Origin of the sequence: Parabacteroides sp. An277, assembly GCF_002159645.1 — a bacterium.
GTDB lineage: Bacteria > Bacteroidota > Bacteroidia > Bacteroidales > Tannerellaceae > Parabacteroides.
Window position 1 is genome coordinate 49602 of sequence record NZ_NFJB01000002.1, and the last position, 26091, is coordinate 75692.

Below are 26091 nucleotides of genomic sequence, written 5' to 3' on the forward strand. Positions count from 1 at the left end.
CAAATTATTATTTTTGCAGCTATTCAAAGCAATAAAATATTCGATGAAACTCTTTAAAAGTAGAAAAACATATTATCGGTACAATCCGAACACCCTCGACTACGAACGGGTCTATCCATCGGCTAAAGACCGGATATTCTCGGTATTACGTCATTTAAGTACAGGCATCGCGTTCGGAATTGCCACCTTTTTCGTCATGATGTACGTCATTGATTCACCTCGCGAATCACGCCTCCAAAAAGAGAACCGCCTTCTTCAAACGCAATATGAGGTACTCGATTTGCGGTTGAACAACGCCATGGAAATCTTGGACGACATCCAACAACGGGATGAAAACCTATATCGCGCCATCTTCCAAGCAGAGTCGATTCCGGAATCCATTCGCAAATCGGGCTTTGGCGGGACAAACCGCTACAAACAATTAATGGAAGCTTCCAACTCCGAGCTGGTTGTTTCGACAACCCGTAAAATGGATATGCTCCGCAAACAACTTTACGTGCAATCCAATTCGCTGGAAGAACTTATCGAAATGGGGAAAAATCAAGAAGAACGGATGAAATGCATCCCGGCCATCCAGCCTATTTCCAACAAAGACCTGAAACAGACCGCCTCGGGTTACGGAATGCGTATCGACCCGGTTTACCGCACCCCCCATTTCCATAGCGGCATGGATTTCTCGGCCAAAATAGGAACGGAGATTTATGCGACAGGCGACGGAAAAGTGATTTATTCTGCTTGGAAACAGGGATACGGTAATTGCGTCATCATCGACCATGGGTATGACTTTCAGACACTCTATGGGCACATGAGCAAATATAAAGTCCGGGTGGGACAACGCGTCACGCGCGGCCAAGTCATCGGCGAAGTGGGTAATACCGGCAAATCAACCGGCCCGCACCTGCATTATGAAGTCATCGTACGCGGACGATATGATAATCCGGCCAAATACTACTACATGGACCTCACACCCGAAGAGTACGACCGCATGATTCAAATCGCCGAAAACCACGGCCAAGTAATGGATTAAATGAATTAAAGGGAGATTGGACACCAATGGACGAAAAAAAACTTTATTATTCTATACGGGAAGTTTCCCAGATGTTTAACCTGAACGATTCGACCCTTCGCTACTGGGAAAAGGAATTTCCCATCATCAATCCGCGCAAGAATGAAAAAGGAACCCGTTTTTATAAGGAGGAGGATATCGAGGCGGTCCGCATCGTGCATTATCTACTCAAGGAACAAGGATTAACCTTGGCGGGTGCCCGCAAAAAACTTCGTGAAAACAAAGAGGGCGTGATTCGCCAAGTGGAAATCGTGAATCGGTTGAAACACATCAAAGCCGAATTGCTGCAACTCAAAGAGGCATTCGAACTAATCGATTCGCGCAATCCAACTCCCAACACATAAAAAAGAGAGGTAAACAGGCACACGATTCGGCGAAAAAACCGTATCTTCGCCCATTCTTTTGAATTTATGAACATATAATAGATAGAATCATGGAAATTACAGGAAAAATTATCGCAGTCCTTCCCGCACAAGAGGGCGTCAGCAAAGCCGGAAACGCATGGAAAAAACAAGAGTATGTACTTGAAACGCATGACCAATACCCGAAGAAGATATGTTTCCAAATCTTTGGTGCCGACCGCATTGCCCAAGCTGCTATCCAGCCGGGCGAAGAGTTGACCGTATCGTTTGATATCGATAGTCGCGAATGGCAAGGACGTTGGTTTACAAGTATCAATGCATGGAAAGTAGAACGAGCTGTCGTATCGGCCAATCCTGCTTCTGCGGCAGGCATTACGCCCGAGCAAGTGATGCCTTCTGCCCCGGCAGCCCCCGATTTCGGTCCGGCCAATCCCATCGACGACCTACCTTTCTAAACAAGGCTTTATACGACAAAGGCCAAAGCAGGTACAAATCGTACCCCTTTGGCCTTTGTTGTGTTTTGGGAATAGCCTGACCGGTTATTTACCTCTGGCGGCATTCGTTACCAATCAATCGGCTCCTGCCCCGTAGCCAGCAGGTAATCGTTTGTTTTGCTGAAAGGTTTGCTTCCGAAGAAACCGCGATAGGCAGAAAGTGGCGACGGATGCGCCGAACGGAGCACGAGGTTGCAATTTCCGTCGATAAACGCCCCTTTCTTTTGTGCATACGAACCCCACAAAATGTACACCAAGTGCTGACGCGCTTCAGCCAAGCGATGGATGACTGCATCGGTAAACGTCTCCCACCCGCGTCCTTGATGCGAACCGGCCTGGTGCGCACGCACGGTGAGCGTCGCATTCAACAGCAATACGCCCTGGTCCGCCCAGCGAAGGAGGTTACCGCTCGGAGGAACCGGTTTGCCCAAATCCGCCTCCAATTCCTTGAATATATTCTGAAGCGAAGGAGGATAAGCAGTTCCATCCTGGACGGAAAAACAGAGGCCGTGCGCCTGGCCCGGCTCATGGTAAGGGTCTTGTCCCAGGATAACGACCTTCACGCGGTCGAACGGGCAATGGGCAAAAGCGTTGAAGATATAAGCGCCCGGCGGATAAACCGTGTTCGTCCGGTACTCTTGCCGAACAAAGTCGGTCAGCTCCTTGAAATAGGGCTTTTCAAACTCGTCGGCCAATTGCTTTTTCCAGCTGGATTCTATTTTTACGTCCATAAGATTGCTTGCTATTTTCAAATGAGATAAATACCGGCTTCACGCGCCTCTTTCCGCATCTCGTCCGGCCAGATGCTGGATTGAATCTCGCCAATATGCGCTTTCCGGAGATAGAACATACACAAACGGCTCTGTCCGATACCACCCCCGATACTCTGAGGCAATTCGTCGTTCAAAAGACGCTGGTGGAAATAAAGCGTTTTGCGCTCTTCCGTACCCGTAAGCGCCAACTGACGAAGCAACGCCTCACGGTCTACGCGGATTCCCATCGAGGAGAGCTCAAGCGCATGCCCCAACACAGAGTTCCACACCAAGAGGTCTCCATTCAAGCCTACATGCCCGTCGGGAGTCGGAGTCGACCAATCGTCATAATCCGGAGCGCGCCCGTCGTGTTTCTCTCCGTTGCTCAGCTTCGCGCCAATACCCATAATGAACACGGCCCCGTATTCGCGGGTAATAGCATCCTCGCGTTCTTTCGGCGTCAGACTAGGATAACGTTGCAAGAGCTCTTCCGAATGGATGAAATAAATCTTTTGCGGAAGCTGGGGTTTGATGGCAGGGAACATTTCATATACGAGGTACTCCGTACGTACCATCGCCGCATAGATACGCTCCACAATCTCTTTCAAGAAGTCGATGGTGCGCTCTTCCGGTTTCATGGCCCGCTCCCAATCCCACTGGTCGACATACAGCGAGTGAAGGTTATCCAACTCTTCATCCGAGCGGATGGCATTCATATCCGTATAAATGCCATACCCCTCTTCTATCTGATAATCTGCCAACGTCAGGCGTTTCCATTTTGCCAACGAATGCACGATTTCCGCTTTCGCATCGCCCAAATCTTTAATCGGGAACGTCACAGCCCGTTCCACGCCATTCAAATCATCGTTGATACCCATGCCCTTTAGCACGAACAAAGGAGCCGTTACACGCCGCAACCGCAGTTCCGACGAGAGGTTCTGCTGAAAAAAGTCCTTGATGGCCTTAATGCCTAATTCCGTCTGGGATAAGTTTAACAGAGACTTATACCCAGCGGGTTTAATCAGATAACTCATATTCGTTCTTTTGCTTGTTTTCGTTCTTTATAATAAATGTGCGGCAAAGGTAACCATTTTGTCATTACAAAGCAAAAACTTCTTTCACTTTGTCTACGTAATCCAACTTTTCCCAAGTAAAAAGTTCCACATCACAGATTACGGGTGCCGGATTGTAACGCGAATTGAAAATCTTCTGGACTACGCGCGGCTTCCGTCCCATGTGTCCGTAGGAGGCGGTCTCGAAGTAGATCGGGTTGCGGAGCTTCAGCCGTTCCTCGATGGCTTTCGGACGCATGTCGAAGAGCTTCTCGACGCGTGCGGCGATTTCTCCATCGGTCAGGTTCACATGCGAGCGGCCGAAGGTATTGATGTAGATGTTCATCGGTTTTGCCACGCCAATCGCGTAGGATACCTGCACGAGGATTTCATCTGCCACGCCTGCTGCTACGAGATTCTTCGCGATATGGCGAGCGGCGTAGGCTGCCGAGCGGTCCACCTTCGAGGGGTCTTTGCCTGAGAAGGCACCTCCACCGTGCGCTCCTTTTCCGCCGTAAGTATCCACGATGATTTTACGTCCGGTCAAGCCCGTATCTCCGTGCGGTCCGCCGATGACGAATTTACCCGTCGGATTGACGTAATATTTCGTCTGCTCGTCGAAGAGGGCTTGCACTTCTGCCGGATATTGCGCCTTGACGCGCGGTACGAGGAGCGTCTTCACGTCCTGCTCGATGCGTTTCTGCATCGCGTTGTCGGCTTCCTCTTGCGTGATGCCTTTGGCTTCGATGAACTCGTCGTGTTGCGTCGAGATGACGATGGTATCGATATGCAGCGGTTTCCCGTTGTCGTCGTATTCGATGGTGACTTGGCTCTTGGCGTCCGGACGCAGGTAAGGCATCAGGACGGAGTTCTGTTTGCGGATGGTAGCCAGTTCCCAGAGGAGGCTGTGCGCCAAATCCAGGGCAAGAGGCATGTAATTGGCTGTCTCGTTGGTGGCATATCCGAACATCATGCCTTGGTCGCCCGCGCCTTGGTCGTAAGGGTTCTCGCGTTCGACGCCTCGGTTGATGTCGCCACTCTGTTCGTGGATGGCCGAGAAGACGCCGCATGATTTGGCTTCGAATTGGTACTCGCTCTTGGTGTATCCGATGTGTTCGATGACGCGCCGCGCCACGTCTTGCACATCCACATACGCTTTTGATTTAACTTCTCCCGCCAAGACGACCTGCCCGGTCGTAACAAGGGTTTCGCAAGCTACTTTCGAGTCTTTGTCGTATGCCAAAAACTCGTCCAGCAAAGCATCCGATATTTGGTCGGCTACTTTATCGGGGTGTCCTTCCGACACCGATTCGGAGGTAAATAAATAACTCATTGCTTTTAAATTGAAAATTGAGAATTGAAAATTGACATTTCCAATCCGGTTAATAAAACAAACAGACGCTTTAGGAAAATCGGTTTTGCCGGCCGGCACGCTTGAAAAGAGAGATGTTTTTTAGCATTTTTTCCAGTGGTTGCAAGCAATACAAATCTATCCACACGTCAAATTCGCGACAAAGATACGAATCAAAAACAAATCGGCAACGCTTTGTGCCGATTATTTTTTCTTTTTTGTGTTGCGCAGGGCTTTTTTCAGTTTGAAGCCGGCACGCATCTTGGCGGCTCCGGAGCCGTGCGTCCCGCGCAGGAAATCCTTCAGGCGGGGCTTCCCGTCTTTTTCTTCCGCTGCTTTTTTAAATACTTGGCCATGGCCCGTCATGGCGCGTTCGATTTCGTTCATTTTTTATCCTTTCTTTGTTTTCGTTTATGCTTTACCTGCTATTTTACTTACGCTAAGAATGCGTAAATATTTTCATCGAGATTTTACGCTATCTTCTATTGAGTAAAATCTCGCATCTGGCTTTTACTTCCACGCAGATTTAGTAAAATCCAGCATCTGGCTTTTACTTCCGCTTCTATTTAGTAAAATCTACAACAGAGATTTTACTCCTGCGTAGATTTAGTAAAATCTCGGAACAATTCTTCTATATTTTTCCCTAAAAGCGGATGGCGGAGAAAGGGCGCAATCTCCCGCAAAGGCTCCAAGACGAAACGGCGTTCGTGCAAGTGCGGATGCGGAATTTCCAACTCGGCGGAACGGACGACCTCGTCGCCGTAAAGGAGGAGGTCGATGTCGATGAGGCGGTCGTGGTAAATCCCCTGTGCGCTCTTTGCCGCTCGCCCCATCTCGCGCTCGATTGTTTGCGTAAGACGCAACAAATCAAACGGCGAGAGCGATGTTTCCAACGCCAACGCCGCATTCAAGAATCTGTTTTCCGACACGAACCCCCACGGTTCCGTCTCGTAAAACGAAGAGAGGGCCAGCACGTCGCCCGCCCGTTCGGCCAGCAACGCAGCGGCGGTGATGAGGTTCCGTCGCCGGTTGCCGAGATTCGAACCCAACCCGAGGTAAGCCTTCATCAATCGATAATTAACATCGCGTCGCCATACGCGCCGAAATGATATTTCTCCTTGACGGCCACATCGTATGCCTCCATGATGAGTTCATAACCGCCAAACGCCGCGGTCATCATCAGGAGCGTAGAGAGCGGCATGTGGAAATTCGTCACCATGCTGCTGGCCACGCCAAACTCGTAGGGCGGGAAGATAAACTTGTTCGTCCAGCCTTCATACTCTTTCAGATGGCCGTCCGTGCAAACGGCTGTTTCGACCGCCCGCATCACCGACGTGCCGACCACGCAAATTTGATGGCCTTCGTCCTTTCCCCGGTTGACAGTCTCCACCACGTCTGCGTTGATAATCATCTGCTCCGAGTCCATCTTATGTTTCGTTAAATCCTCGACATCGATTTCGCGGAAATTACCCAATCCGCTGTGCATCGTTAAGAACGCAAACCGGCAATCCTTGATTTCAAGGCGTTTCATCAGTTCGCGACTGAAATGGAATCCGGCGGCAGGAGCCACTACGGCACCCTCTTCCGTCGCAAAGATATTCTGATAACGCGCCTCGTCGTCCGGTTCGACCGGGCGATTGATGTATTTCGGAAGCGGCGTTTCGCCCAGATTATACAAATCCCGTTTAAATTTATCATGGTCTCCATCATACAAGAAACGCAACGTGCGACCGCGCGACGTGGTATTATCGATTACCTCTGCCACCATCGAGTCGTCATCCCCGAAATAAAGCTTGTTTCCGATGCGGATTTTGCGGGCCGGGTCGACCAGCACATCCCACAAGCGCAAATCCGGATTCAATTCGCGAAGGAGAAACACCTCGATACGCGCCCCCGTTTTCTCCTTATTTCCATACAAACGAGCGGGGAAAACGCGCGTATTGTTGAAAATAAACACATCCCCGTTTCCAAAATAATCGAGAATGTCCTTAAAAATACGGTGTTCGATTTCGCCCGTTTTCTTATGCACTACCATCAAGCGGGATTCATCCCTGTTTTTCGCCGGATACAACGCAATCAGTTCTTCCGGCAATTTGAATTTAAATTGAGAGAGCTTCATATTGTATTTGTCTTTTCTATCTTTTCATTTAAAAAATCATCTATTTCTTCCGGATTCAAACAGCAATCCAAGGTAATATCGCCGATGCGCGTCCGTTCCAACGCAATCAAATGGGCTCCAGAATGAAGCGCCTCGCCAATGTCGCGCGCCAACGCCCGGATATAAGTTCCTTTACTACATACGACACGAATCTTCACCACCGGAAGCGCACATTCGAGCAGTTCGATTTCATCGATCACCAGCGTCTTGGCTTTGAGCGGGACCTCTTCCCCTTTCCGTGCCAATTCGTACGCCCGTTTGCCCTCAATCTTGCAAGCGGAAAAAACAGGGGGCACCTGTTCAATCTTGCCTATGAAATGTTTTAACGTTTCCTCTACCAGCTCGCGCGTGATGTGTTCCGTCGGATACACTGCATCTACCTCCTTTTCCAAATCGAACGACGGCGTCGTCTCGCCCAGCTTGAGCGTCGCCACGTATTCTTTCGTCTGGTATTGGAATTCGTCGATGCGCTTGGTCGCCTTTCCCGTACAGAGAATCATCACACCGGTAGCCAACGGATCGAGCGTGCCGGCATGTCCAACCTTTATTTTCTTGACACCCAATTTCCGCGAAAGCTTATAGCGGAACTTGTTCACCAAATCAAACGAAGTCCACTTTAACGGTTTATTAAAATACAAAACCTCTCCAGCTAAGAAATCCATCAGACAAGTTGCAAATTATATCCCATTAACATCATCACCAAAATAACACCCCCCACAATGATGCGGTAATATCCAAAAGCCTTGAATCCATATTTCGTGACAAAGCCTATAAAGAATTTTATCGCCAACAACGCCACGATAAAGGCCACTACATTACCCACAAGCAACACACCTATATTTTCGCTTAGTATCTCTGCCCCGTTCGGTTCTAAGAAAAGCTTCAACATCTTATAAGCCGTAGCGGCAAACATAGTCGGGACGGCCAAAAAGAAAGAAAACTCGGCCGCTGCTTTCCGCGACAAACGCTGTGCCATACCGCCTACGATAGTCGCCATCGAACGCGAAACACCCGGAATCATGGCTATGCATTGAAAGAATCCAATCGTCAATGCCTTCTTTTCGGTCATTTCATCAGATGCATCCGGATGATTGAATATCTTATCCACAAAGAGCATGAAAATACCTCCGACTACCAGCATAATGGCCACTACCCATACATTCTCCAACATCGAGTCGATTAAATCACTGAACAAAAAACCGATGACTGCAGCTGGAAGGAAGGCGACCAAAAGCTTCCAATAGAAATCAAATTTATATAAGAAACTCTTCAGGTCTGTCACTTTACCCTTATTCAAGCGGAAGAACCGCTTCCAATATAAGCAGACGACAGACAGGATGGCGCCAAACTGGATAATCACGGTAAAGGCCTTTACAAAGTCGGTACTTTCTACGCCCAGCAAGTTTTGAGTAATAATCATGTGCCCGGTAGAAGAAACGGGCAGAAACTCAGTCAGTCCCTCTACTATCGCTATGATAATCGCTTCAAGAATATTCATTCTTCCGTCTGTTTCTCTTTGCTATTCTTAACTATTCCTATCGCCACACCGATAAATCCAAGCATAACAACAACCGGTGCTACTACAATACGCCGCGTGTCGAATATTTCCGGATTAAACGTATTGTCGCCCGAACCACCCCCGCTCATCAACATAAAGCCGATAATAATCAACACAATGGAGGCCGATACTAAGATAAAATTCTCTTTTCCAAAAGCAAAATCCTTTCTTGCCATTTCTCCTTACTTTATTATTTATATGTAATATAATCTATCAAAACTCATCCGCAAATATTTATTGACGGACAAAATGGTAGCTATAGCAGATATGAGAAGCCCCAATACCAGCACCACACCATATACGATTAACAACGTCGGAATATCCAATAATTGTATAAAGCCCGCCAATTCTGATTGCAAATAATATAACGCACCTGTCAGCATACATATTGCCAAAATAGCAGCAATAAATCCGCTTATCAAGTTATAACGCACAAATGGCCAACGGATAAACCCGGCCGTAGCCCCTACCAATTGCATCGTATGGATAAGGAAACGCTTGGAATAGATTAACAACCGGATGGTATTGCTAATCAACACAAACGAAATAGCCATCAACACCGCCGCCAAACCTAACAGGATGAACCCGATTTTATGCATATTATGTTGTACCAATTCAAGCATGTCCTTGCGGTAAAGCAGTTCGGAAACGGATGTATATTGCTTGATTTGGTCTTCGATGAGCCGCAAGCTATCCGGATTGGCATATTGCGAGCGAAGCTTGACTTCGATAGAGGCTTGCAAAGGATTGAATCCTAAGAAGGTTTCTGGATTCTCGCCCAATTCTTCTTCCAACTCTCGGGCGGCCATCTCCTTCGAGATATATTCGGTCGATTTAATATAGGGTTGCGCTTCCAATTTCTTTTGCATCCGTTGGATATCGACCTCTTTCACGTTATCTTTCAATACGATAGAGAAAGACATATTCTCTTTCACATACACCGAAAGTTTGTTGCCCAACATCCCCATCAGGAATATAAGCCCTAATAGAAACAATACCAATGCTATACTTACTACAGCAGTAAGGCGGGAATGAAAAAAAGAAACAGTATTAATTCTCCTCGTACGAGCCATTTAATCCTTATAATTAGATGCATCAGACAAAAAAGAGAAATGCTTCGGACACATTTCTCCTAATTTTCTTGCAAAAGAACAAATATTTCGCGATATAACGATGCTTTTTGAGTTATTTAACGTCCTAAGGCAGCTTCCCGCCTCGGAAGTACATGGTATTTGCAAATTATTTCGTTTCTTTGCACGCAAAAGATAAAGATTATGGCGGAAGAACAACAAATGGTCCTTCGAACGGAGGACTTGGTAAAGAAATATCGAGCCCGCACGGTGGTAAACCATGTTTCTATTAACGTGAAGCAGGGCGAGATTGTAGGTTTGCTGGGACCTAATGGAGCTGGCAAAACGACAACCTTTTACATGACCGTAGGATTGGTGACGCCCAACGAGGGAAAGATTTTCCTTAACGAGATGGAGATTACTAAATTCCCGGTCTATAAACGGGCACGTTGCGGAATTGGTTATTTGGCGCAAGAAGCTTCTATCTTCCGGAAAATGACAGTAGAAGATAATATCCGTTCCGTATTGGAGATGACCGACACAACACCCGACGAGCAACACGAGAAGCTGGAAAGCCTGATTACGGAATTCGGACTACAAAAGGTGCGGAAAAACTTAGGAGACAGGCTCTCTGGTGGCGAGCGCCGTCGTGCAGAGATTGCTCGATGCTTAGCCATTAATCCGAAATTCATCATGCTGGATGAGCCCTTTGCCGGTGTCGACCCGATTGCCGTGCAAGACATCCAAACCATCGTCGCCCGACTTCGCCATAAGAACATCGGCATTTTGATAACGGACCACAACGTGTACGAAACGCTTAGTATTTGTGACCGTGCCTATCTTCTTTTCGAAGGCAAAGTACTCTTCCAAGGTACAGCCGAACAATTGGCCGAGAATGCCATCGTGCGCGAAAAGTATTTGGGAAAAGACTTTATCCTCCGAAAGAAAGACCTCTGATGCTTATATATATTAATGTATGGAAAACATAGGTATCATCCGTTTTGATTATAGTGATAAACAAAAACGATTCTCGTTATAATCGGAAGGGATATTAGTTATAAATCGAACAGAATATTTAAATAACGGATAAATAATAGTTTTATATCATGAAGAAAGTATCGTATTATGCCGCCTGTTTGTTGGCTGGAGTAACTTTATTTGCTTGTCAAAACGGGCCGAAAGAAGAGCCGATTCAAGAAGTAATTGAACGTGGATTGAACCGCGCTACGGAACAATCTCTCCTCATGGCCAAGACGCTGGAATCGAAAGAGGGGCAACTCCCGACATCTATTAAAAATGACACGCTAACGACGAGCAACTACTCCTGGTGGTGTAGCGGTTTTTTCCCCGGTGTATTGTGGTATTTGTATGAAAACAACCCTTCGGAGGAATTAAAGCAATACGCCGAACTATACACGGCCCGCGTAGAACCGGCCAAGAAGATTACCTATAGCCACGATTTGGGCTTTATGCTGAATTGCAGCTTTGGAAATGGGTATCGCCTCACAAAGAATCCACATTACAAAGAGGTTATGGAAGAGGGTGCCCGTTCGTTGGCTACCCGTTTCAATCCGAATGTCGGGTTGATTCGCTCATGGGACTTCAGCAAAGACAAATGGCAATATCCGGTTATCATCGACAATATGATGAATTTGGAATTCCTTATGGAAATGGGGAAGATGACGGGCGATAGTACTTATACGCAGATGTCTATTTCTCACGCCGACAAGACGATGGAGAATCATTTCCGCCCCGATTATAGTTGCTATCACGTTGTTTCGTATGATACCTTGACCGCTAAGCCGCACATCAAACAAACCCACCAAGGTTATGCCGACGAATCAGCTTGGGCTCGCGGACAGGCTTGGGCTTTGTATGGCTATACCATGATGTTCCGCGAAGCTCAGAAACCGACCTATCTCGAACAGGCTAAACATATTGCCACATATTTAATGAATCATCCGCGAATGCCGGAAGACAAAGTACCGTATTGGGATTTAGACGACCCGAAGATTCCGAACGTTCCGCGCGATGCTTCCGCCGCTGCAATTATGGCTTCTGCCCTGATTGAATTAAGCAAGCAATGCCCGGATGCGTTCGGGAAGCAATGCCTTGACTATGCGGAAGCACAGATTCGTTCGCTCTCCTCGCCTGCCTATTTGGCCGAACCGGGTACAAATTGCGACTTTATCCTGATGCATAGTACTGGAAACCTACCGGGCAACAGCGAAGTGGACGTGCCCCTCAGTTATGCAGACTACTATTATGTAGAAGCATTGATGCGTTTGAAACATGAGGTAAAAGAGTAAGATATGAGAAAGCAAAGATGGATAATAAAAGGATGGCTTCTTTGCCTCTGTTTATGGTTTGTGAGTAAGGTACAAGCCCAACCAGCCATAGCCCAAGCCTCGGGTGAAATGCAACGGGAAATATGGGTTGAACAATTGGTAAAGATTGCCGACCCAGTACTGACAAACCTAAGCCAGCAAACCTTAAAGGCGGAAATGCCTTACGAATCCAAAGATTCAAGTCGACGGAAATTCTCCCACTTGGAGGCAGTCGGCCGGTTGATTTGCGGCATAGCTCCTTGGTTAGAATTGGGTCCGGACGATACGCCGGAAGGAAAACTTCGGGCAAAATACATCGACCTCGCCGTAAAGGGACTGACCCATGCTGTAGACCCTGCATCGCCCGACTTCTTAGAGTTTCAAGAGCCATACCAGCCTTTGGTAGATGCCGCCTTCCTGGCGCAAGGACTACTACGTGCCCCAACGCAATTGTGGGCTAATTTAAGTCCTGAAGCGCAGGCAAATCTGATAGCCGCCTTAAAGAGTAGCCGGCAAATCAAACCTTGGGAAAACAACTGGCTCCTGTTTGCGTCGATGATTGAAGCTACACTTTTGGAATTAACCGGCGAATGCGATACCGAACGATTGCTATATGGCGTCCGACGTTTCCGTGACGATTGGTACAAAGGCGATGCGCTCTATGGCGACGGTCCTGCTTTCCATCAAGATTATTATAATAGTTTCGTGATTCACCCCATGCTGACGGACGTCTTGCTTGTCTTGCAAAAACACGGAATGGAAGGCCGCGACTTCCTTCCCGAGCAGATGAAACGCTTGACGCGCTATGCGGCCCAGTTGGAACGTTTCATCTCTCCGGAAGGAACTTTCCCGGTAGTCGGCCGATCGATTGTCTACCGCACCGGCGTTTTCCATGCGTTGGCACAGGCTTCGCTCTTGCACCAGTTGCCGACCCAACTTGTTCCGGCGCAAGTCCGTTGCGCTTTGACAGCGGTCATTTATCGGCAATTTCAATCGGAAGCGAACTTCGATACGGAGGGGTGGCTCCGAGTTGGTTTTACCGGCGCACAAATTGATATGGCCGAGACTTATATCAACACCGGAAGCGCCTATCTATGTGCCACGGGCTTCTTGGCACTCGGTCTGCCGCCCGACGATGCTTTCTGGAACAGCCCGTCGGTTGAATGGACGAACCTCAAAGCCTGGAATGGTATCAACGTCCCTGCTGATAGTGCATTGAAACCCTAACACAAAAAAAGGAGGCACGGAAAGAAAAAGGAATCTCTCCGTGCCTTTGTATTCAAAAACAAGCTCCTAACTGCTTGCATTCCGAAAAGAAGTTCGTATCTTTGCCCTACGCTACTATTGGCGGAACCATTTAAAAGCATCCTTAGCTATGGCAGGATATGTAGATATGAAGCTGGATTACAGCTTTAAGAAGGCGTTTTCAGACAGGGAACAGTTGCGCGCTTTCTTGAATGATATGCTTCGCGGCGAACGTGTCGTGAAGAAGGTGGAACCCCGCAATCCGGAATGGTTGCCGTCCAGTCCACGGAACCGGAAGGTGTTGGTGGATGTATATTGCACGGACGAAGACGGGACGCATTTCATTGTCGAGATGCAATATGCGGAACAGAAATACTTTAAAGACAGGGCGCTGTTCTACGATTGCATGTGCATTGCGCAACAAGGCGAGCAGGGCGAAGCATGGAAGTTTGATATTTTGCCGGTGATAAGCATCTACTTGTTGAATTTCGTTTTGCACAAAGACAAGCCGATGGACAAGTACCGGACGGACGTAGGGATAACGGATTTGGATTCCGGCGAAATCTACAACCCGAAGATGCGAGACATCTTCATCGAACTTCCGAAGTTCAACAAATCCGCCATGGAATGCGTGGACGACAGTGAGTTATGGATATATTTAATTAAAAATATGGAGTACATGGACGTAAATGCAATATACTTTCCTTTCACGAAGGATTCGAAATTCACGAAGCTTCTTCAGGCGGGTCGGTTGGCAAATTATACGCCGGAAGAGTTGGACCAATACAGGTATGCCCTGAAAATCTACCGAGATAGCAAGAACATATACGATTTTGCCGTCGAAAAAGGCGAAAAGAAAGGTTTCGAGGAAGGTATTCAAATAGGTGTGGATAAAGGTATCCAAGAAGAGAAACGGCGTGTGGCTAAACAAATGAAACAACAAGGCTTGCCTATTCAGACAATAGCCATCTGCTCGGGTCTTACAGAGGAAGAGATAGAGCAGTTATAAGATATTATTATAATATATGTATGCAGAGGTATCAAGCAAAAACTTGATACCTCCGTTTTTTTATTTTTGCCTCTCCTATTTCTGCTTTCATCCTCCAAACCCCAGACTTTCGTCCTCGAATCCCTTGGTTTCGGATAAAAACTAAAAAGTTTTTCGCTAAAACTCTTGCTATTTCATTTTTCCTCCTTACCTTTGCATCGATTCCGCAGCGGAGAGCGTTCCGTCTTTGGGAATCACATTGAAATTTTGACAAGTATTTACTACGGAGATTATTCTGAACTTGAAAATCTGCAAAATTTTAGAGAAACGGAATAATGGACAGTAAATGCTTGCGCTAAGTACAGATGAATATGAGATTTCCTAAGCATGAGCCATAATTGTATGGTATCGCTGTAGGGAAATCAAAATATAATCGTATAAGCGCGGGCTTTGTTCTGTTATTGTTTCTCGGGTTTTTGCAGATACCTCAAGTTCGATAATAGAAACGCCCGCGCTTTTTTTGTGTCCGGACCTTAAGAAGCTACGGCGTTGTCTATGCTCTCCACTATATTATTAATCTTTTAATTACAATTTAAAATGAACAAAAAAGTACTTACATTGTGCGCGGGTTTCTTACTCGCGGGAGGTGTGTATGCAAATGCACAGTACGTAAAAGTTGACCCTACTAAGGACAATTTAGTAGAAGGTGAATACGTATTGATGAATGCTGCAGGTGACTCTATTGTATCGTTTACTGAAGATGCTTCGGGTACATGGGATAATGTGGTTGTCCGGAAAGCTACATCAAAAGAAGTAACAGATGCAGATATAGTGTCTATTGCAAAGTCCGGACAATATTATTGGACTCTTGCTCACGAAGGACGTCCTGTCTATGTTTGGACAAATAATCAAGCTTATACAGCAGTGGGAAGCGCATCAGTTTCTTTTGGTACCCCTGTTGATTCATTGTTTAATATCCGTGTTAATTCAAGTAGTATTAGTGGTGCACAAGCAAACAAATATCTAACTCGTACAGAAGATTCATTGGTAAAGGGCTTTGATAAGGCGAATGGTAATCAATCGCAATTTGCCTTATATGCAAAATTGGCAGAAGCTCCAGAAGGCGAAACTATTGCCAACATTGACGAGATGGAACAGACTTTCTTGTTGATGATTGACAACCAGTATGTCGGATTAGCAAGTGAAACTACAAGAGCCGCTGTTGCAGATAACAGTGGTTTGACTTTGGTAGACGAAAAACCGGCCAACGAAGATGGTTTTGTTTGGGTAGTTGAAGCAAATGGTGCTTATAAGAACTTGAAATCGGGTCAATACTTGGCTGTAACAGAAGATGGCAAATTAACTCTTTCTGAAACAGCAACGGCCAATAACCAAGTTTCTTATAATGGTAATGGCTTGTTGATTGGAGAAACATTGGTGGGTGCAGGAATGATCTTGGAATCCAATACGCCGCTGCCTATTGATATTACTACTTATGATGCAGCAGAATCGGATGCCGAGAAAGTTACGTTGGTGACAATAGATGGTACTGTGATTTCTGCAGATGGAACACTTGTTACTTACAATGAAAACGATGCAGTTGAGACTGTTTGGAAGGTTGCTGCCGTTAAAACAGGGGCAAGTAACTATGAAGTTCGTTTGCAAAATAGCGAAGCCGAAACAGATGGTTATTTGGCGATTGAAGATACAAATGGAAACGTTCAGTATGTGACAATCGAAGGTATATCTGTGGATGAAGACGGCAGTTTCTCTTTGCCTACGACAGGTGGTGTCATTTTAAGAGCTGGTAATGATTATGTTTCTTTGCAAGGTGGTGAATTAGTTACTACTTCTGTAAAAGGCCAAGCTACCGAATTTGGTTTGGGCGACATCAAAGAAGCATTTGTAAATGTAGCTACGTTATTGCAACGTAATGCGAAGTCATTCACTATCGAAATCGCTTATGATAAGGATGGAGACCAAGAATATGAAACTGACTTGACATCTATCTTCGAAGGCGAGTTGATTCCGGTTCAATTTGAATACGACAAGTACAATAGTGGAGCTACTTGGTATACTTTAGCCAACGGAGGCAAAACTAAATTCATGTTGATAAATGAAAATCAGGAAATCTTGGCATTGAATACAGACCCTGATAAGATTTGGTCTTCTGGTGCAGTTACCCATGCTTATCCTTTGGAACTGATTTCTGCAAAAGAATATGTAACTGATTTGAAGGAAGCTCAAGCTGAAGGCCGTGAACCTTACTACAAGACCATGTTTAGCTTCCAATATACTCCGGGTACGGATGCTTCGATAGTAACAAGCATTGATTACATCTTTGTAGATGGCATTCAATTAGGTTGCTATACAGATACGAAGAAAGTTGCTTACTTGGCAGGCGAAGGCGATACAGGCTTGGCTCCCGTTAAGGTTACATTGGCTGGAACTACGTTGGTAGATTACAAGTCTTGGTTGACTACTCCGTCTTACTATAAGGTAGAAGTTGCCAATGCTAACAAGAAGGCTCAATATTATGGTAAGGTATTGGGTCAGAAAGAAGATGGTACTATTGGCTTCGTTGCTCCGACTAAGACAGATATCACGAAACCGGAAGGTGAGTTTGCTATCCGTTATGTGGCAGCAACAGGAACAATTCCAGCTTACTTCGAGTTTAAGAATCGTGAGAACAAGGAAACTTATTCATTCGAAGCATCTAAGTTGTATGAAGTAGATATGGCTAAGCATCTGTTCGCTTACCGTGACAACCGTTATGATTTGATGGATACGTTGAAGATTACTCCGATTAACGATTACGATCCGTCGGATGGTTTCAAACGCTTCACGGCTGCTGATCTGAATGCAAATACGTACAACGTTTCGATGAACTTGGTAGATCAATCTTACTTGTACATCGTAGAAAATCATGACGACAAGCACCGTATTGGTCTTGACCGTGAAGAAGCTACTGATTGGCGCATTGAAATGCCGACTGTACGTTTGGAAGACGTTACAGGCGATTTGCTCCGTTATGTTCCGGATACGGTAACGGTAGATGTTCCTATCCATTACTGGGTAAGCATCAATGGCTCTATGGAGGAAGTTTCTACGGATATGAAAGAGGATTACAAGGGTAAATATTACAACCCGAAAGCTACATTGAAGATTCCGACATACATCTTCAAGAATACAGCTACGGATGAATATATATCTGGTGATTCTGATAGCGAAGAAGCTGCAAATTCTTATTATTACTGCCCGTCTAAGACAAGTGCTACGCGTATGGCATTGAAGATAGTCGGTGATAGTACGTTAAACTTGATTCCAGTTTATAACTGGGCATGGTCTTGGAGCGCAGATGCAGATAATAACGGTAATTGGGTTGTAGCAAATAAAGCTCATGCAGTTTCTGAAAGTTATTATGAAAGCTATGCAGCTGGTTTGTATTTGTCTAACCAGAAGATTATCGGTGGAACAACGGCCAATACGGGTGTATTGAAAGATGTAACTCGTTTCGAAGCTACTTCAAATGATTTGTTCCTTATCGAACCGTCTGAAGCTCCTACTTACAAGACATTGGCTCAAGATAACAAGATTATTATCTCTCGTGTAGAAAATAATGATGAAGTTATCTACGAGGATAGCTTGTTTGCTGGCATTGACAACCGTTTGGCATACGACATCAATCCGACATTGTATGTAGATACGGCATATGTAAACCGTCCGGGCAACTATCGTTATGAATATCTATTGTCTGTTCGTCCGCTCCGCACGGATAGCATCGACGATTGCAACAATCCGAACCACGAACATCCGCGTACAGCATTCACGGAAGGTGATTTCTTAGTGGTAATGCGCGATTCAATGGATGTTGAAGACGACAAGAATGTACATAACAACAAGTATGCTTACAATGGTCAACCGAAATTGGCATTCGTTTCAGGTATCCACCAAAACGATACATTATATTACACCAATGCTGCCGGTGAAATCATTGCTAAGTCTGAAGTAGGCAATGCTGACTACAACTTCGCTAAGTTCGCCTTCAAGATGATCAACGAAGATGAGAATGAATTTGTAGTTGAAACAGCTTATGGTTACGATGCCGTTAAATGGATTAATGGCGAACCTGTAGAGTATGAAGTATCTAAGGGTTATCTGAAGTGGGATAATGGCCACTTGGTTGTAACTCAGAACTTAGATGAAGCTGAACGTTTCACCATGGAAGATAGCGAACTTGAAGCTACAGCTAACGAATCCATCACCGCTGAAGGTGCAGTTTCAGTCGTTGCTACCGACGGTGCTGTCATCATCAAGGGTGCAGAAGGCAAGAACGTAGTAATCGCTACTATCTTGGGTAAGGTTGTCGCTAACGAGACAATCAACTCGGATAACGAGACGATCGCTGTACCGGCTGGTATCGCAGTCGTTTCAGTGGACGGCGAAAGCTTCAAGGTAGTCGTTAAATAATTGACAATTGAGAATTGACAATTATCCATTGAACTAAAGTTCATAACATTATAAATTTAAGTTGTTAATAAATAGTTAATAAGCTACTCAGTGCCCCTCGCGAGAGTCGCCGCAGCGCATAAACGTTAGAAAAAATTCTATTCAAGGCGCTCCCTTCTGGGAAGACCGGGGCGCAAAACGCTGAAGAGCCTCTTTTCGGTTTCGGCCGAGAAGGGGCTTTTCCCGTCTGACGCGGCGTTGACAACAAGCGAGCCTCCTCGTCAACAGTCGACGTGCTCCTTCGTGCAAGGTCGACGAGCCCCCTCGTCGATGACAAACGAGCCCCCTCGTCGATGGTCGACGGAGAATCCCGTTCGAGACATTTGCGTCGACAATCGACGGAAAACGGATTTTCCCGCTTACTTCCGTCGACCGTCGACGCAATTTGTATTTTTTCACATTCTTCCGTCGATGAACGACGGAGCATGGAAAGCCTCCCACAGAGAAAAACAAAAAATTAATGCCATTTCAATGGGATAGCATTCAAACTTTTATTACCTTTGCGGCGATTTTTGACAGATGAGAAAAATATAAACAAGGTTATGCTTAATCCAATTAACAAGACGATCGAGTTGGGCGATGGACGTACCATCACCATCGAAACCGGGAAATTGGCCAAGCAAGCTGACGGTGCTGTAACAGTCCGTATGGGCAATACAGTACTGCTGGCTACTGTTTGTGCCGCGAAAGATGCCAATCCCGGAGTTGATTTTATGCCGCTCCAAGTAGAATACAAAGAGAAGTTTTCTGCTTTTGGACGTTTCCCGGGCGGCTTCACGAAACGAGAAGGGAAAGCTTCTGATTATGAAATTTTGACGGCCCGTTTGGTGGACCGCGCGTTACGTCCGCTTTTCCCAGATAATTACCACGCTGAAGTTTACGTTAACATTATATTGTTCTCGGCGGATGGCGAAGATATGCCGGACGCATTGGCAGGATTAGCTGCTTCGGCGGCATTAGCGGTTTCAGATATTCCGTTTAATGGCCCGATTTCAGAAGTCCGTGTGGCACGAATCGATGGAAAGTTTGTGATAAACCCGACATTCTCTCAACTGGAGAAAGCCGATATCGACATTATGGTTGGTGCTACACTGGACAACATCATGATGGTGGAAGGCGAAATGAACGAGGTACAGGAGTCTGAAATGCTAGATGCCATCAAGGCAGCTCACGAGGCTATCAAAGTGCAATGCCAAGCCCAGATGGAATTAATGGAAGCATGCGGTACGACCGTGAAACGTGAATATTGCCACGAAGTAAACGATGAAGACCTCCGGAAGGATGTGCATGACAAATGCTATGACAAGGTATACGCCATTGCGACATCAGGTTCCGACAAACACCAGCGCGCCGATGCGTTTGATGCCATTGTAGAGGAATTCAAATCGCAATTCACGGAAGAAGAGTTAACGGACGAAAAAGTGGAAATGATCGACCGTTACTACCACGATGTAGAAAAAGAGGCTATGCGTCGCGCTATTTTGGACGAAGGCAAACGCCTCGATGGACGTAAGACCACAGAAATCCGCCCCATCTGGATTGAAACAGACTGCTTGCCAGGTCCTCACGGTGCTGCGATTTTCACACGTGGCGAAACACAATCCTTGTCGACAGTGACATTAGGCACCAAAGACGACGAGAAAATTATCGACGATGTATTAACGCAAGGCAAAGAACGATTCTTGCTGCATTATAACTTCCCCCCCTTCTCGACAGGAGAAGCCAAAGCACAACGTGGCGTAGGACGGCGCGAAGTAGGGCACGGCCATTTGGCTTGGCGTGCGTTGAAGCGGATGATTCCGGAAGATTACCCTTACGTCGTACGCGTGATGTCAGATATCTTGGAATCAAACGGTTCTTCTTCGATGGCAACAGTTTGTGCCGGTACCTTGGCTTTGCGTGATGCGGGTGTTCCTATGAAGAAACCAGTATCAGGTATTGCGATGGGTTTGATTTCAGAAAATAAAGGTACGAACTACGCTATTTTGTCGGATATCTTAGGTGATGAAGACCACTTGGGAGATATGGACTTCAAGGTAACTGGTACGAAAGATGGTATCACCGCCACTCAAATGGATATCAAAGTAGATGGACTTTCATACGATATTTTGGAGAAGGCTTTAGCGCAGGCTCGCGAAGGACGCATGTACATCTTAAACAAGATATTGGAAGTTCAACCGGAAGCTCGTCCAGACTTGAAACCGCATGCACCGCGCATCGAAACGCTTACGGTAGGCAAAGAATACATTGGTGCCATTATCGGCCCAGGCGGTAAGATTATCCAAGGAATTCAAGAAAAGACAGGTGCCACTATCTCGATTGAAGAGGTAGACGGCGTAGGTAAAGTAGAAATTTCAGCTGTCAATAAGGAGAGCATCGATGCCGCATTACGTGCTATCAAGGCGATTGTGGCTGTACCGGAAGTAGGCGAAGTCTATGAAGGAAAGATTTCATCCATCATGCCTTATGGTGCATTTGTGGAATTCATGCCGGGACGCGATGGATTGCTCCATATTTCTGAAATCGATTGGCGTCGCCTCGAAACCGTAGAACAAGCCGGCCTGAAAGAGGGTGATACAATTAAAGTGAAACTAATGGATATCGATCCTAAGACAGGTAAGTTCAAACTTTCACACCGTGTATTGATGCCGAAACCCGAAGGATACGAAGAACGTCCTTCGAGAAGTGGACGCAACGGTAATGGAAACGGACGGAACCGTTAAGACAAGCAAATAAAGAAACGGACATAAAAAAGCGCGAAAGGGTTGGCTTCTGTTTACAGGGGTCGGCCCTTTTTCTTTGCCGGTTTGCCCTATTTTTCGTAATTTTGAACCGTTTCTAAAAAAGAAGGTATATGGATTCGTTTGCTCGTCCCTACAAATCGCCTATATGGCAACTATTTATCTTATTATTATCCGCATGTATAGGAAGTGTGCTCCTTTCTACACCTGTGATGTTGCTTTATACCTTTATATATAAGGGTACATTTGTACTGGAAGCACATCCTGACGCGATGCGCTTAATTCAATTCACTTCCGCAGTAGGGACATTCCTCGTCCCCGCACTTGCCACAGCTTGGTTGTCTGGGATGAATTGGCGGGCGTATCTGCACATCCGCCCGTTGCCTTCGCTCCGCCTATTGGCGTGGGTATTTTTAAGCATGGTCTTACTGATTCCGACAATCAACCTCACCATGCTTTGGAATGAAAACATGAACCTCCCAGAATGGGCTGCCCCCATCGAGGCTTGGATGAAAGCACAAGAAGAGACGATGAGACACCTCACGGAGGTATTCCTCTTTGGTGGAGGATTTTGCCCGTTGCTCTCGAATCTAATTGTCATAGCCCTAACCGCAGCGGTGACAGAAGAATTCCTTTTCCGAGGTGCACTCCTTCGTATTTTTACGCAATGGACCCATCAAACGCACCCCGCCATTTGGCTAACTGCTTTCCTTTTTAGTGCCATCCATTTGCAATTCTACGGGTTCATTCCCCGCATGTTGCTAGGCGCCTATTTCGGTTATTTGCTCATCTGGAGTCGGAATATTTGGATTCCGGTCGCGGCACATTTCTTCAATAATGCCATTACGGTATTGTTATCTTCAGATAAAAGCCTCCAGGAAGAGGAATGGGTATCTGGGGAAATCACAGACGCACACATCTTGCCCTATGTCGGCATGGCATTCGTCTGCTTCATCGCTTTTTTACTCGTAGCGCGACTTATTAAACAAAGTGTTTAGAATTTTCATATAAAAGATTAGGAAGGTATTCTAAAAAAATGTATTTTTGCACCGTAAAAAAGTATAAAAACAACGCAAATGAAACTTATCACAAAGCATATAGGCGTATGGTTGGCAGTATGGCTGCTGGCTTCATGTGCGGATAAAACCTGTTTTACGGTCGAAGGTGTTGTGTCAGGAGCCGATGGACAAACCCTCTATTTAGAGAATGTAGGGATTGCGGAAGTCCAAATCCTGGATTCTGTTAAACTGAATGCCGCCGGGAAATTCGAATTCGAACAAGAACGTCCTGCCTATCCGGATTTTTATCGCTTGAAGTTGAAAAACCAATTAATCAACTTTGCTATTGATTCGACAGAACATATCCAGATTTGGGCAGATGCCGGCACGTTTGCCACCTCCTATAAAATAGAGGGTTCGGAAAATGCAAAGGCGATGAAAGAGATTACGTTGGCACAACTGGATGCGAATCAGCTGATTCAAAAATACCGCAAGGAATACGAACGCAAACACCTGGTGGATACGGCTTATGCAAACCGAGTACACGAAGCAGCGGCCGCTTATAAGGAGGTTGCTTTGAAATACATTTATGGGGCACCGATGTCGACAGTTGCCTATTACGCCCTATTCCAGCAGGTAAACGGATTACTCTTCTTTGATTTATATGACAAGAACGACTCGCGGGCCTATGGGGCGGTGGCCACAAGCTACGACCATTTATATCCCGAAAGTCCACGCTCGAAGCAATTGCACAACTTGGCTTTACAATCCATCAAAGTGATACGTGGGCAACGAAAGCTGGATTTATCCCGCCTAAAGACGCAAGAGATTAGTTTCCTCGAAGTCTCTCTGCCGAACATCTATGGGAAGGAGGTCAAGCTCTCGGAGATAGCCCTCGATTCGCCCGTCATCGTAAACTTTACGGCTTACCAAGCCGAATGGTCGCCTGCATTGAATATGGAGTTGAACCGCCTCTATTCGAAATATGCAGACAAGGGATTGAAGATCTATCAGATTTCGCTCGACGCAGACGAACACTTCTGGAAAAATGCAGCTTCGAACCTGCCTTGGACTTGCGTGCGCGACCCCAAGACGGCCTATTCCGAAGTGGCGGCTTTATATAATGTCAAACAACTGCCTGCCGTGTTTGTATTGGACCGAAAAGGGAATGTGGCCAAGCGTGAGGATAACACGCAACGGCTGGAAGAGGCTTTAAAGACGGTGCTCTAACATAAACCATGCCAAACCCTTCCGCCAAAAACATGTTATAAAGCAGGTAGAAAAACTTGCACCGCTGCAAAACTTCGCCTATATTTGCGAAGTCTTTACGAAAGAAAGATACAAGGAGTTCCGGTCAACGCCGATTGACCGGGATTCTTTTTTTGTTGCACGAAGAAATAATAATAAACAAAAAATAGGAGGATTATTATGCCTGTTAGTTACATGACCAAAGACGGCTACAATAAGATATTGGCCGAAATTGATTACTTGGAGAATGTGAAACGTCCCGAAATCTCTGCCCAAATCGCAGAGGCACGAGATAAAGGTGACTTGTCGGAAAATGCAGAATATGATGCAGCTAAAGAAGCACAGGGCATCATGGAAGCTAAATTGGCTCAATTGAAGGGCCTGATTGCCAACGCCCGCTTGATTGACGAATCACGCGTGCAAACAGACGAAGTGCAAATCTTGAATAAAGTGAAAATCAAGAACACGAAGAACAATGCCGTGATGACGTATACGCTGGTTTCCGACTCGGAAGCCAACCTGAAAGAGGGTAAAATTGCCATTAGTACGCCTATCGCACAAGGCCTGTTGGGCAAGAAAGTGGGCGACGTGGTCGAAATTAAAGTCCCGTCGGGCGTGATGAACTTCGAGATTATGGATATTTCGATTTAATAAGGAGGAAAGAAACGATGGCAAGTATATTCAGTCGGATCGTGGCCGGTGAAATCCCCAGCCACAAAGTAGCCGAGAACGACGAGTTCTTTGCTTTTCTGGATATCAATCCGGTAGCCATAGGACATACATTGGTGATTCCCAAGCAAGAAATCGATTATATCTTTGATATCGACGACGCAAAGCTGGGCCGCATGATGGCATTCGCCAAACGGGTGGCTCGCGCGCAAGAAAGAGCTATCACGTGCAAACGCGTCGGACTGGCCGTCATGGGACTGGAAGTGCCCCATGCCCATATCCACTTGGTGCCCATCACGAAGGAATCAGACATGTATTTCGGGGGAAAGAAACTCGAAATGACGCAAGCGGAATTGGCCGACATAGCGGCCAAGATTAGCGCTGCATTCGAATAACATCCCTTACATAGTTAAAATACAGAGACACAGAGCCACGGAGCATAAATGAAAACCGTGTCTTTGTGTCTTTCTATGTTTAAAAATACCTGATTACGATGTGCTGCCTACCCTATATAGAAGTGGCACCTACACATACTAACACTCATCGCCCTCACGTATACAGGATTACCTCCTCCGCTTAAAGTAAGATGAAGAATTCCGCTTAGCTAAGCGGAGACAATCATCTTAATTAAGCGGAACGAATTCGCTTAGTATAAGCGGAAAAGACAACCGTATGGCTGTGTGCCTGCATCTCCTATCCACATTACGGTGACGAGACTTATAAGGATAAGAAGGAGATTCTGTGCAGGGGGGTAGGTTATTCGGTAATCTGCTTGATATTCCCTACGTTCACCCCTTCTTGAACGATCTGCGGATTGCCTTTATAGGAGAGGTTACAAATGCCGACGGGATGAAGCTCGATACGGTCGTTCACGAACACCTGGAGCGAACAACTGCCCGCTGTATTGCACTTCAGACTACCGGTTTCGAGGCTTAGCGCTTCGTAATCGCATTTCCCGGCGAGGTTCAGCTCCACGTTTTCGGCTTTACCATGCAGGTCTGTTTCGCATTTACCGGCCAAGTTCAATTCGAGGTGATGGATATCCAGGGCTTGGGCGGATATCAGGCATTTACCAGCCATGTTCACCGTCAAGCGATTAGATTTCAAAGAGTCTTGTACGGCAAAGTCGACATCACCCGCCAGATTCACTGTAGCCAGTTCCTTCGAACAAGTTTGCACCACAAAATGAGTAGGACTCATCAAGATTTCGCCCGGTTTCGGTTCGATGGTCAAGGTGTCGTTCGAGACCCGAATCTCGACCAACGGCCAGATGTTCTCGTCGCACGAGACCGAGAGAGCCGGTGCTTCGTCCGAACGCGTATATTGGATTTCGAGGTTATTCCCCGTGGCCGACACATACTTATAATCCGCTATCGGAATTTCTTTCTGAATAATTGTCCCGTTTCCTTCCACCTGCCGGACATTCCATTGGCAAGCCGTCAATCCGACCAGGCATCCTATGAACCAATATGCTATCTTTTTCATCTTCATTGTATTATTCTA

The 26091-nt window shown here is 46.2% G+C and carries 24 protein-coding genes; 13 read left to right on the forward strand and 11 right to left on the reverse strand.

The features are described 5' to 3' along the window. The first annotated feature begins 43 nt into the window (after window positions 1–43). From B5F77_RS01145 to B5F77_RS01155, 3 genes are all read left to right on the forward strand, one after another. Window positions 44–1027, forward strand: a complete 984-nt coding sequence (locus tag B5F77_RS01145) for a M23 family metallopeptidase (protein WP_087326408.1) — start codon at window positions 44–46, stop codon at window positions 1025–1027. A gap of 26 nt (window positions 1028–1053) precedes the next feature. Beyond that, complete coding sequence (locus tag B5F77_RS01150; RefSeq protein WP_087326411.1) at window positions 1054–1410, forward strand: MerR family transcriptional regulator; 357 nt, start codon at window positions 1054–1056, stop codon at window positions 1408–1410. Window positions 1411–1499: 89 nt separating this feature from the next. Next, on the forward strand, window positions 1500–1883 hold the full coding sequence (locus B5F77_RS01155; protein WP_087326414.1) for a DUF3127 domain-containing protein: 384 nt from the start codon (window positions 1500–1502) through the stop codon (window positions 1881–1883). A gap of 107 nt (window positions 1884–1990) precedes the next feature. Here B5F77_RS01155 and B5F77_RS01160 read toward each other — a convergent pair whose 3' ends face one another. From B5F77_RS01160 to B5F77_RS01205, 10 genes are all read right to left on the reverse strand, one after another. Then, window positions 1991–2653 carry a uracil-DNA glycosylase gene (locus B5F77_RS01160; RefSeq protein ID WP_087326417.1) on the reverse strand — a complete coding sequence of 221 codons (663 nt, stop codon included), beginning with the start codon at window positions 2651–2653 and terminating at the stop codon, window positions 1991–1993. A 17-nt stretch (window positions 2654–2670) separates the two neighbouring features. Next, window positions 2671–3708 carry an aspartate--ammonia ligase gene (gene asnA, locus B5F77_RS01165; RefSeq protein WP_087326420.1) on the reverse strand — a complete coding sequence of 346 codons (1038 nt, stop codon included), beginning with the start codon at window positions 3706–3708 and terminating at the stop codon, window positions 2671–2673. Between the two features lie 64 nt (window positions 3709–3772). Beyond that, window positions 3773–5059: a methionine adenosyltransferase gene (metK, locus tag B5F77_RS01170; protein ID WP_087326423.1), complete on the reverse strand. Its 1287-nt coding sequence runs from the start codon at window positions 5057–5059 to the stop codon at window positions 3773–3775. Window positions 5060–5281: 222 nt separating this feature from the next. Then, window positions 5282–5464, reverse strand: coding sequence for a hypothetical protein (locus B5F77_RS01175; protein WP_087326426.1), 183 nt, complete (start codon window positions 5462–5464; stop codon window positions 5282–5284). 203 nt (window positions 5465–5667) lie between these two features. Then, on the reverse strand, window positions 5668–6144 hold the full coding sequence (gene folK / locus B5F77_RS01180) for a 2-amino-4-hydroxy-6-hydroxymethyldihydropteridine diphosphokinase (RefSeq protein WP_204244936.1): 477 nt from the start codon (window positions 6142–6144) through the stop codon (window positions 5668–5670). Further along, complete coding sequence (gene queA, locus B5F77_RS01185; RefSeq protein WP_087326432.1) at window positions 6144–7196, reverse strand: tRNA preQ1(34) S-adenosylmethionine ribosyltransferase-isomerase QueA; 1053 nt, start codon at window positions 7194–7196, stop codon at window positions 6144–6146. Before queA ends, folK begins: the two co-directional genes overlap by 1 nt. After that, the gene (gene truB / locus B5F77_RS01190) at window positions 7193–7897 is read right to left on the reverse strand and encodes a tRNA pseudouridine(55) synthase TruB (RefSeq protein WP_087326435.1); all 705 of its coding nucleotides are present in this window, start codon (window positions 7895–7897) and stop codon (window positions 7193–7195) included. The genes queA and truB overlap by 4 nt, the downstream gene beginning before the upstream one ends. Beyond that, window positions 7897–8733 (reverse strand): undecaprenyl-diphosphate phosphatase, encoded by an 837-nt coding sequence (locus B5F77_RS01195; RefSeq protein WP_087326438.1) that lies wholly within the window; start codon window positions 8731–8733, stop codon window positions 7897–7899. The genes truB and B5F77_RS01195 overlap by 1 nt, the downstream gene beginning before the upstream one ends. After that, window positions 8730–8969 carry a DUF3098 domain-containing protein gene (locus tag B5F77_RS01200; RefSeq protein ID WP_087326441.1) on the reverse strand — a complete coding sequence of 80 codons (240 nt, stop codon included), beginning with the start codon at window positions 8967–8969 and terminating at the stop codon, window positions 8730–8732. The genes B5F77_RS01195 and B5F77_RS01200 overlap by 4 nt, the downstream gene beginning before the upstream one ends. A gap of 18 nt (window positions 8970–8987) precedes the next feature. Beyond that, on the reverse strand, window positions 8988–9866 hold the full coding sequence (locus tag B5F77_RS01205; protein WP_087326444.1) for a permease-like cell division protein FtsX: 879 nt from the start codon (window positions 9864–9866) through the stop codon (window positions 8988–8990). Between the two features lie 201 nt (window positions 9867–10067). On the opposite strand from B5F77_RS01205, the gene lptB reads away from it, so the two are divergent. From lptB to B5F77_RS01255, 10 genes are all read left to right on the forward strand, one after another. Further along, the gene (gene lptB / locus B5F77_RS01210; RefSeq protein WP_087326447.1) at window positions 10068–10820 is read left to right on the forward strand and encodes an LPS export ABC transporter ATP-binding protein; all 753 of its coding nucleotides are present in this window, start codon (window positions 10068–10070) and stop codon (window positions 10818–10820) included. 149 nt (window positions 10821–10969) lie between these two features. After that, window positions 10970–12172 carry a glycoside hydrolase family 88 protein gene (locus B5F77_RS01215; protein ID WP_087326450.1) on the forward strand — a complete coding sequence of 401 codons (1203 nt, stop codon included), beginning with the start codon at window positions 10970–10972 and terminating at the stop codon, window positions 12170–12172. A gap of 3 nt (window positions 12173–12175) precedes the next feature. After that, window positions 12176–13417 carry a DUF2264 domain-containing protein gene (locus tag B5F77_RS01220; protein ID WP_162607932.1) on the forward strand — a complete coding sequence of 414 codons (1242 nt, stop codon included), beginning with the start codon at window positions 12176–12178 and terminating at the stop codon, window positions 13415–13417. A gap of 148 nt (window positions 13418–13565) precedes the next feature. Next, window positions 13566–14444: an Rpn family recombination-promoting nuclease/putative transposase gene (locus tag B5F77_RS01225; protein WP_087326453.1), complete on the forward strand. Its 879-nt coding sequence runs from the start codon at window positions 13566–13568 to the stop codon at window positions 14442–14444. Window positions 14445–15020: 576 nt separating this feature from the next. Next, entirely contained in the window at window positions 15021–18893 is a 3873-nt protein-coding gene (locus B5F77_RS01230; protein ID WP_087326457.1) for a DUF6383 domain-containing protein, read from the forward strand. Between the two features lie 581 nt (window positions 18894–19474). Next, complete coding sequence (pnp, locus tag B5F77_RS01235; RefSeq protein WP_087326737.1) at window positions 19475–21655, forward strand: polyribonucleotide nucleotidyltransferase; 2181 nt, start codon at window positions 19475–19477, stop codon at window positions 21653–21655. Window positions 21656–21786: 131 nt separating this feature from the next. After that, complete coding sequence (locus B5F77_RS01240; RefSeq protein ID WP_087326460.1) at window positions 21787–22671, forward strand: CPBP family intramembrane glutamic endopeptidase; 885 nt, start codon at window positions 21787–21789, stop codon at window positions 22669–22671. A gap of 78 nt (window positions 22672–22749) precedes the next feature. Next, window positions 22750–23901, forward strand: coding sequence for a redoxin domain-containing protein (locus B5F77_RS01245; protein ID WP_087326463.1), 1152 nt, complete (start codon window positions 22750–22752; stop codon window positions 23899–23901). Between the two features lie 198 nt (window positions 23902–24099). Further along, window positions 24100–24570: a transcription elongation factor GreA gene (gene greA / locus B5F77_RS01250; RefSeq protein WP_087326464.1), complete on the forward strand. Its 471-nt coding sequence runs from the start codon at window positions 24100–24102 to the stop codon at window positions 24568–24570. Window positions 24571–24587: 17 nt separating this feature from the next. Further along, window positions 24588–24983, forward strand: a complete 396-nt coding sequence (locus tag B5F77_RS01255) for an HIT family protein (RefSeq protein WP_087326467.1) — start codon at window positions 24588–24590, stop codon at window positions 24981–24983. A gap of 361 nt (window positions 24984–25344) precedes the next feature. On the opposite strand, the gene B5F77_RS01260 is transcribed toward B5F77_RS01255, so the two are convergent. After that, the gene (locus B5F77_RS01260) at window positions 25345–26073 is read right to left on the reverse strand and encodes a DUF2807 domain-containing protein (protein WP_162607933.1); all 729 of its coding nucleotides are present in this window, start codon (window positions 26071–26073) and stop codon (window positions 25345–25347) included. Between the last annotated feature and the right edge of the window lie 18 nt (window positions 26074–26091).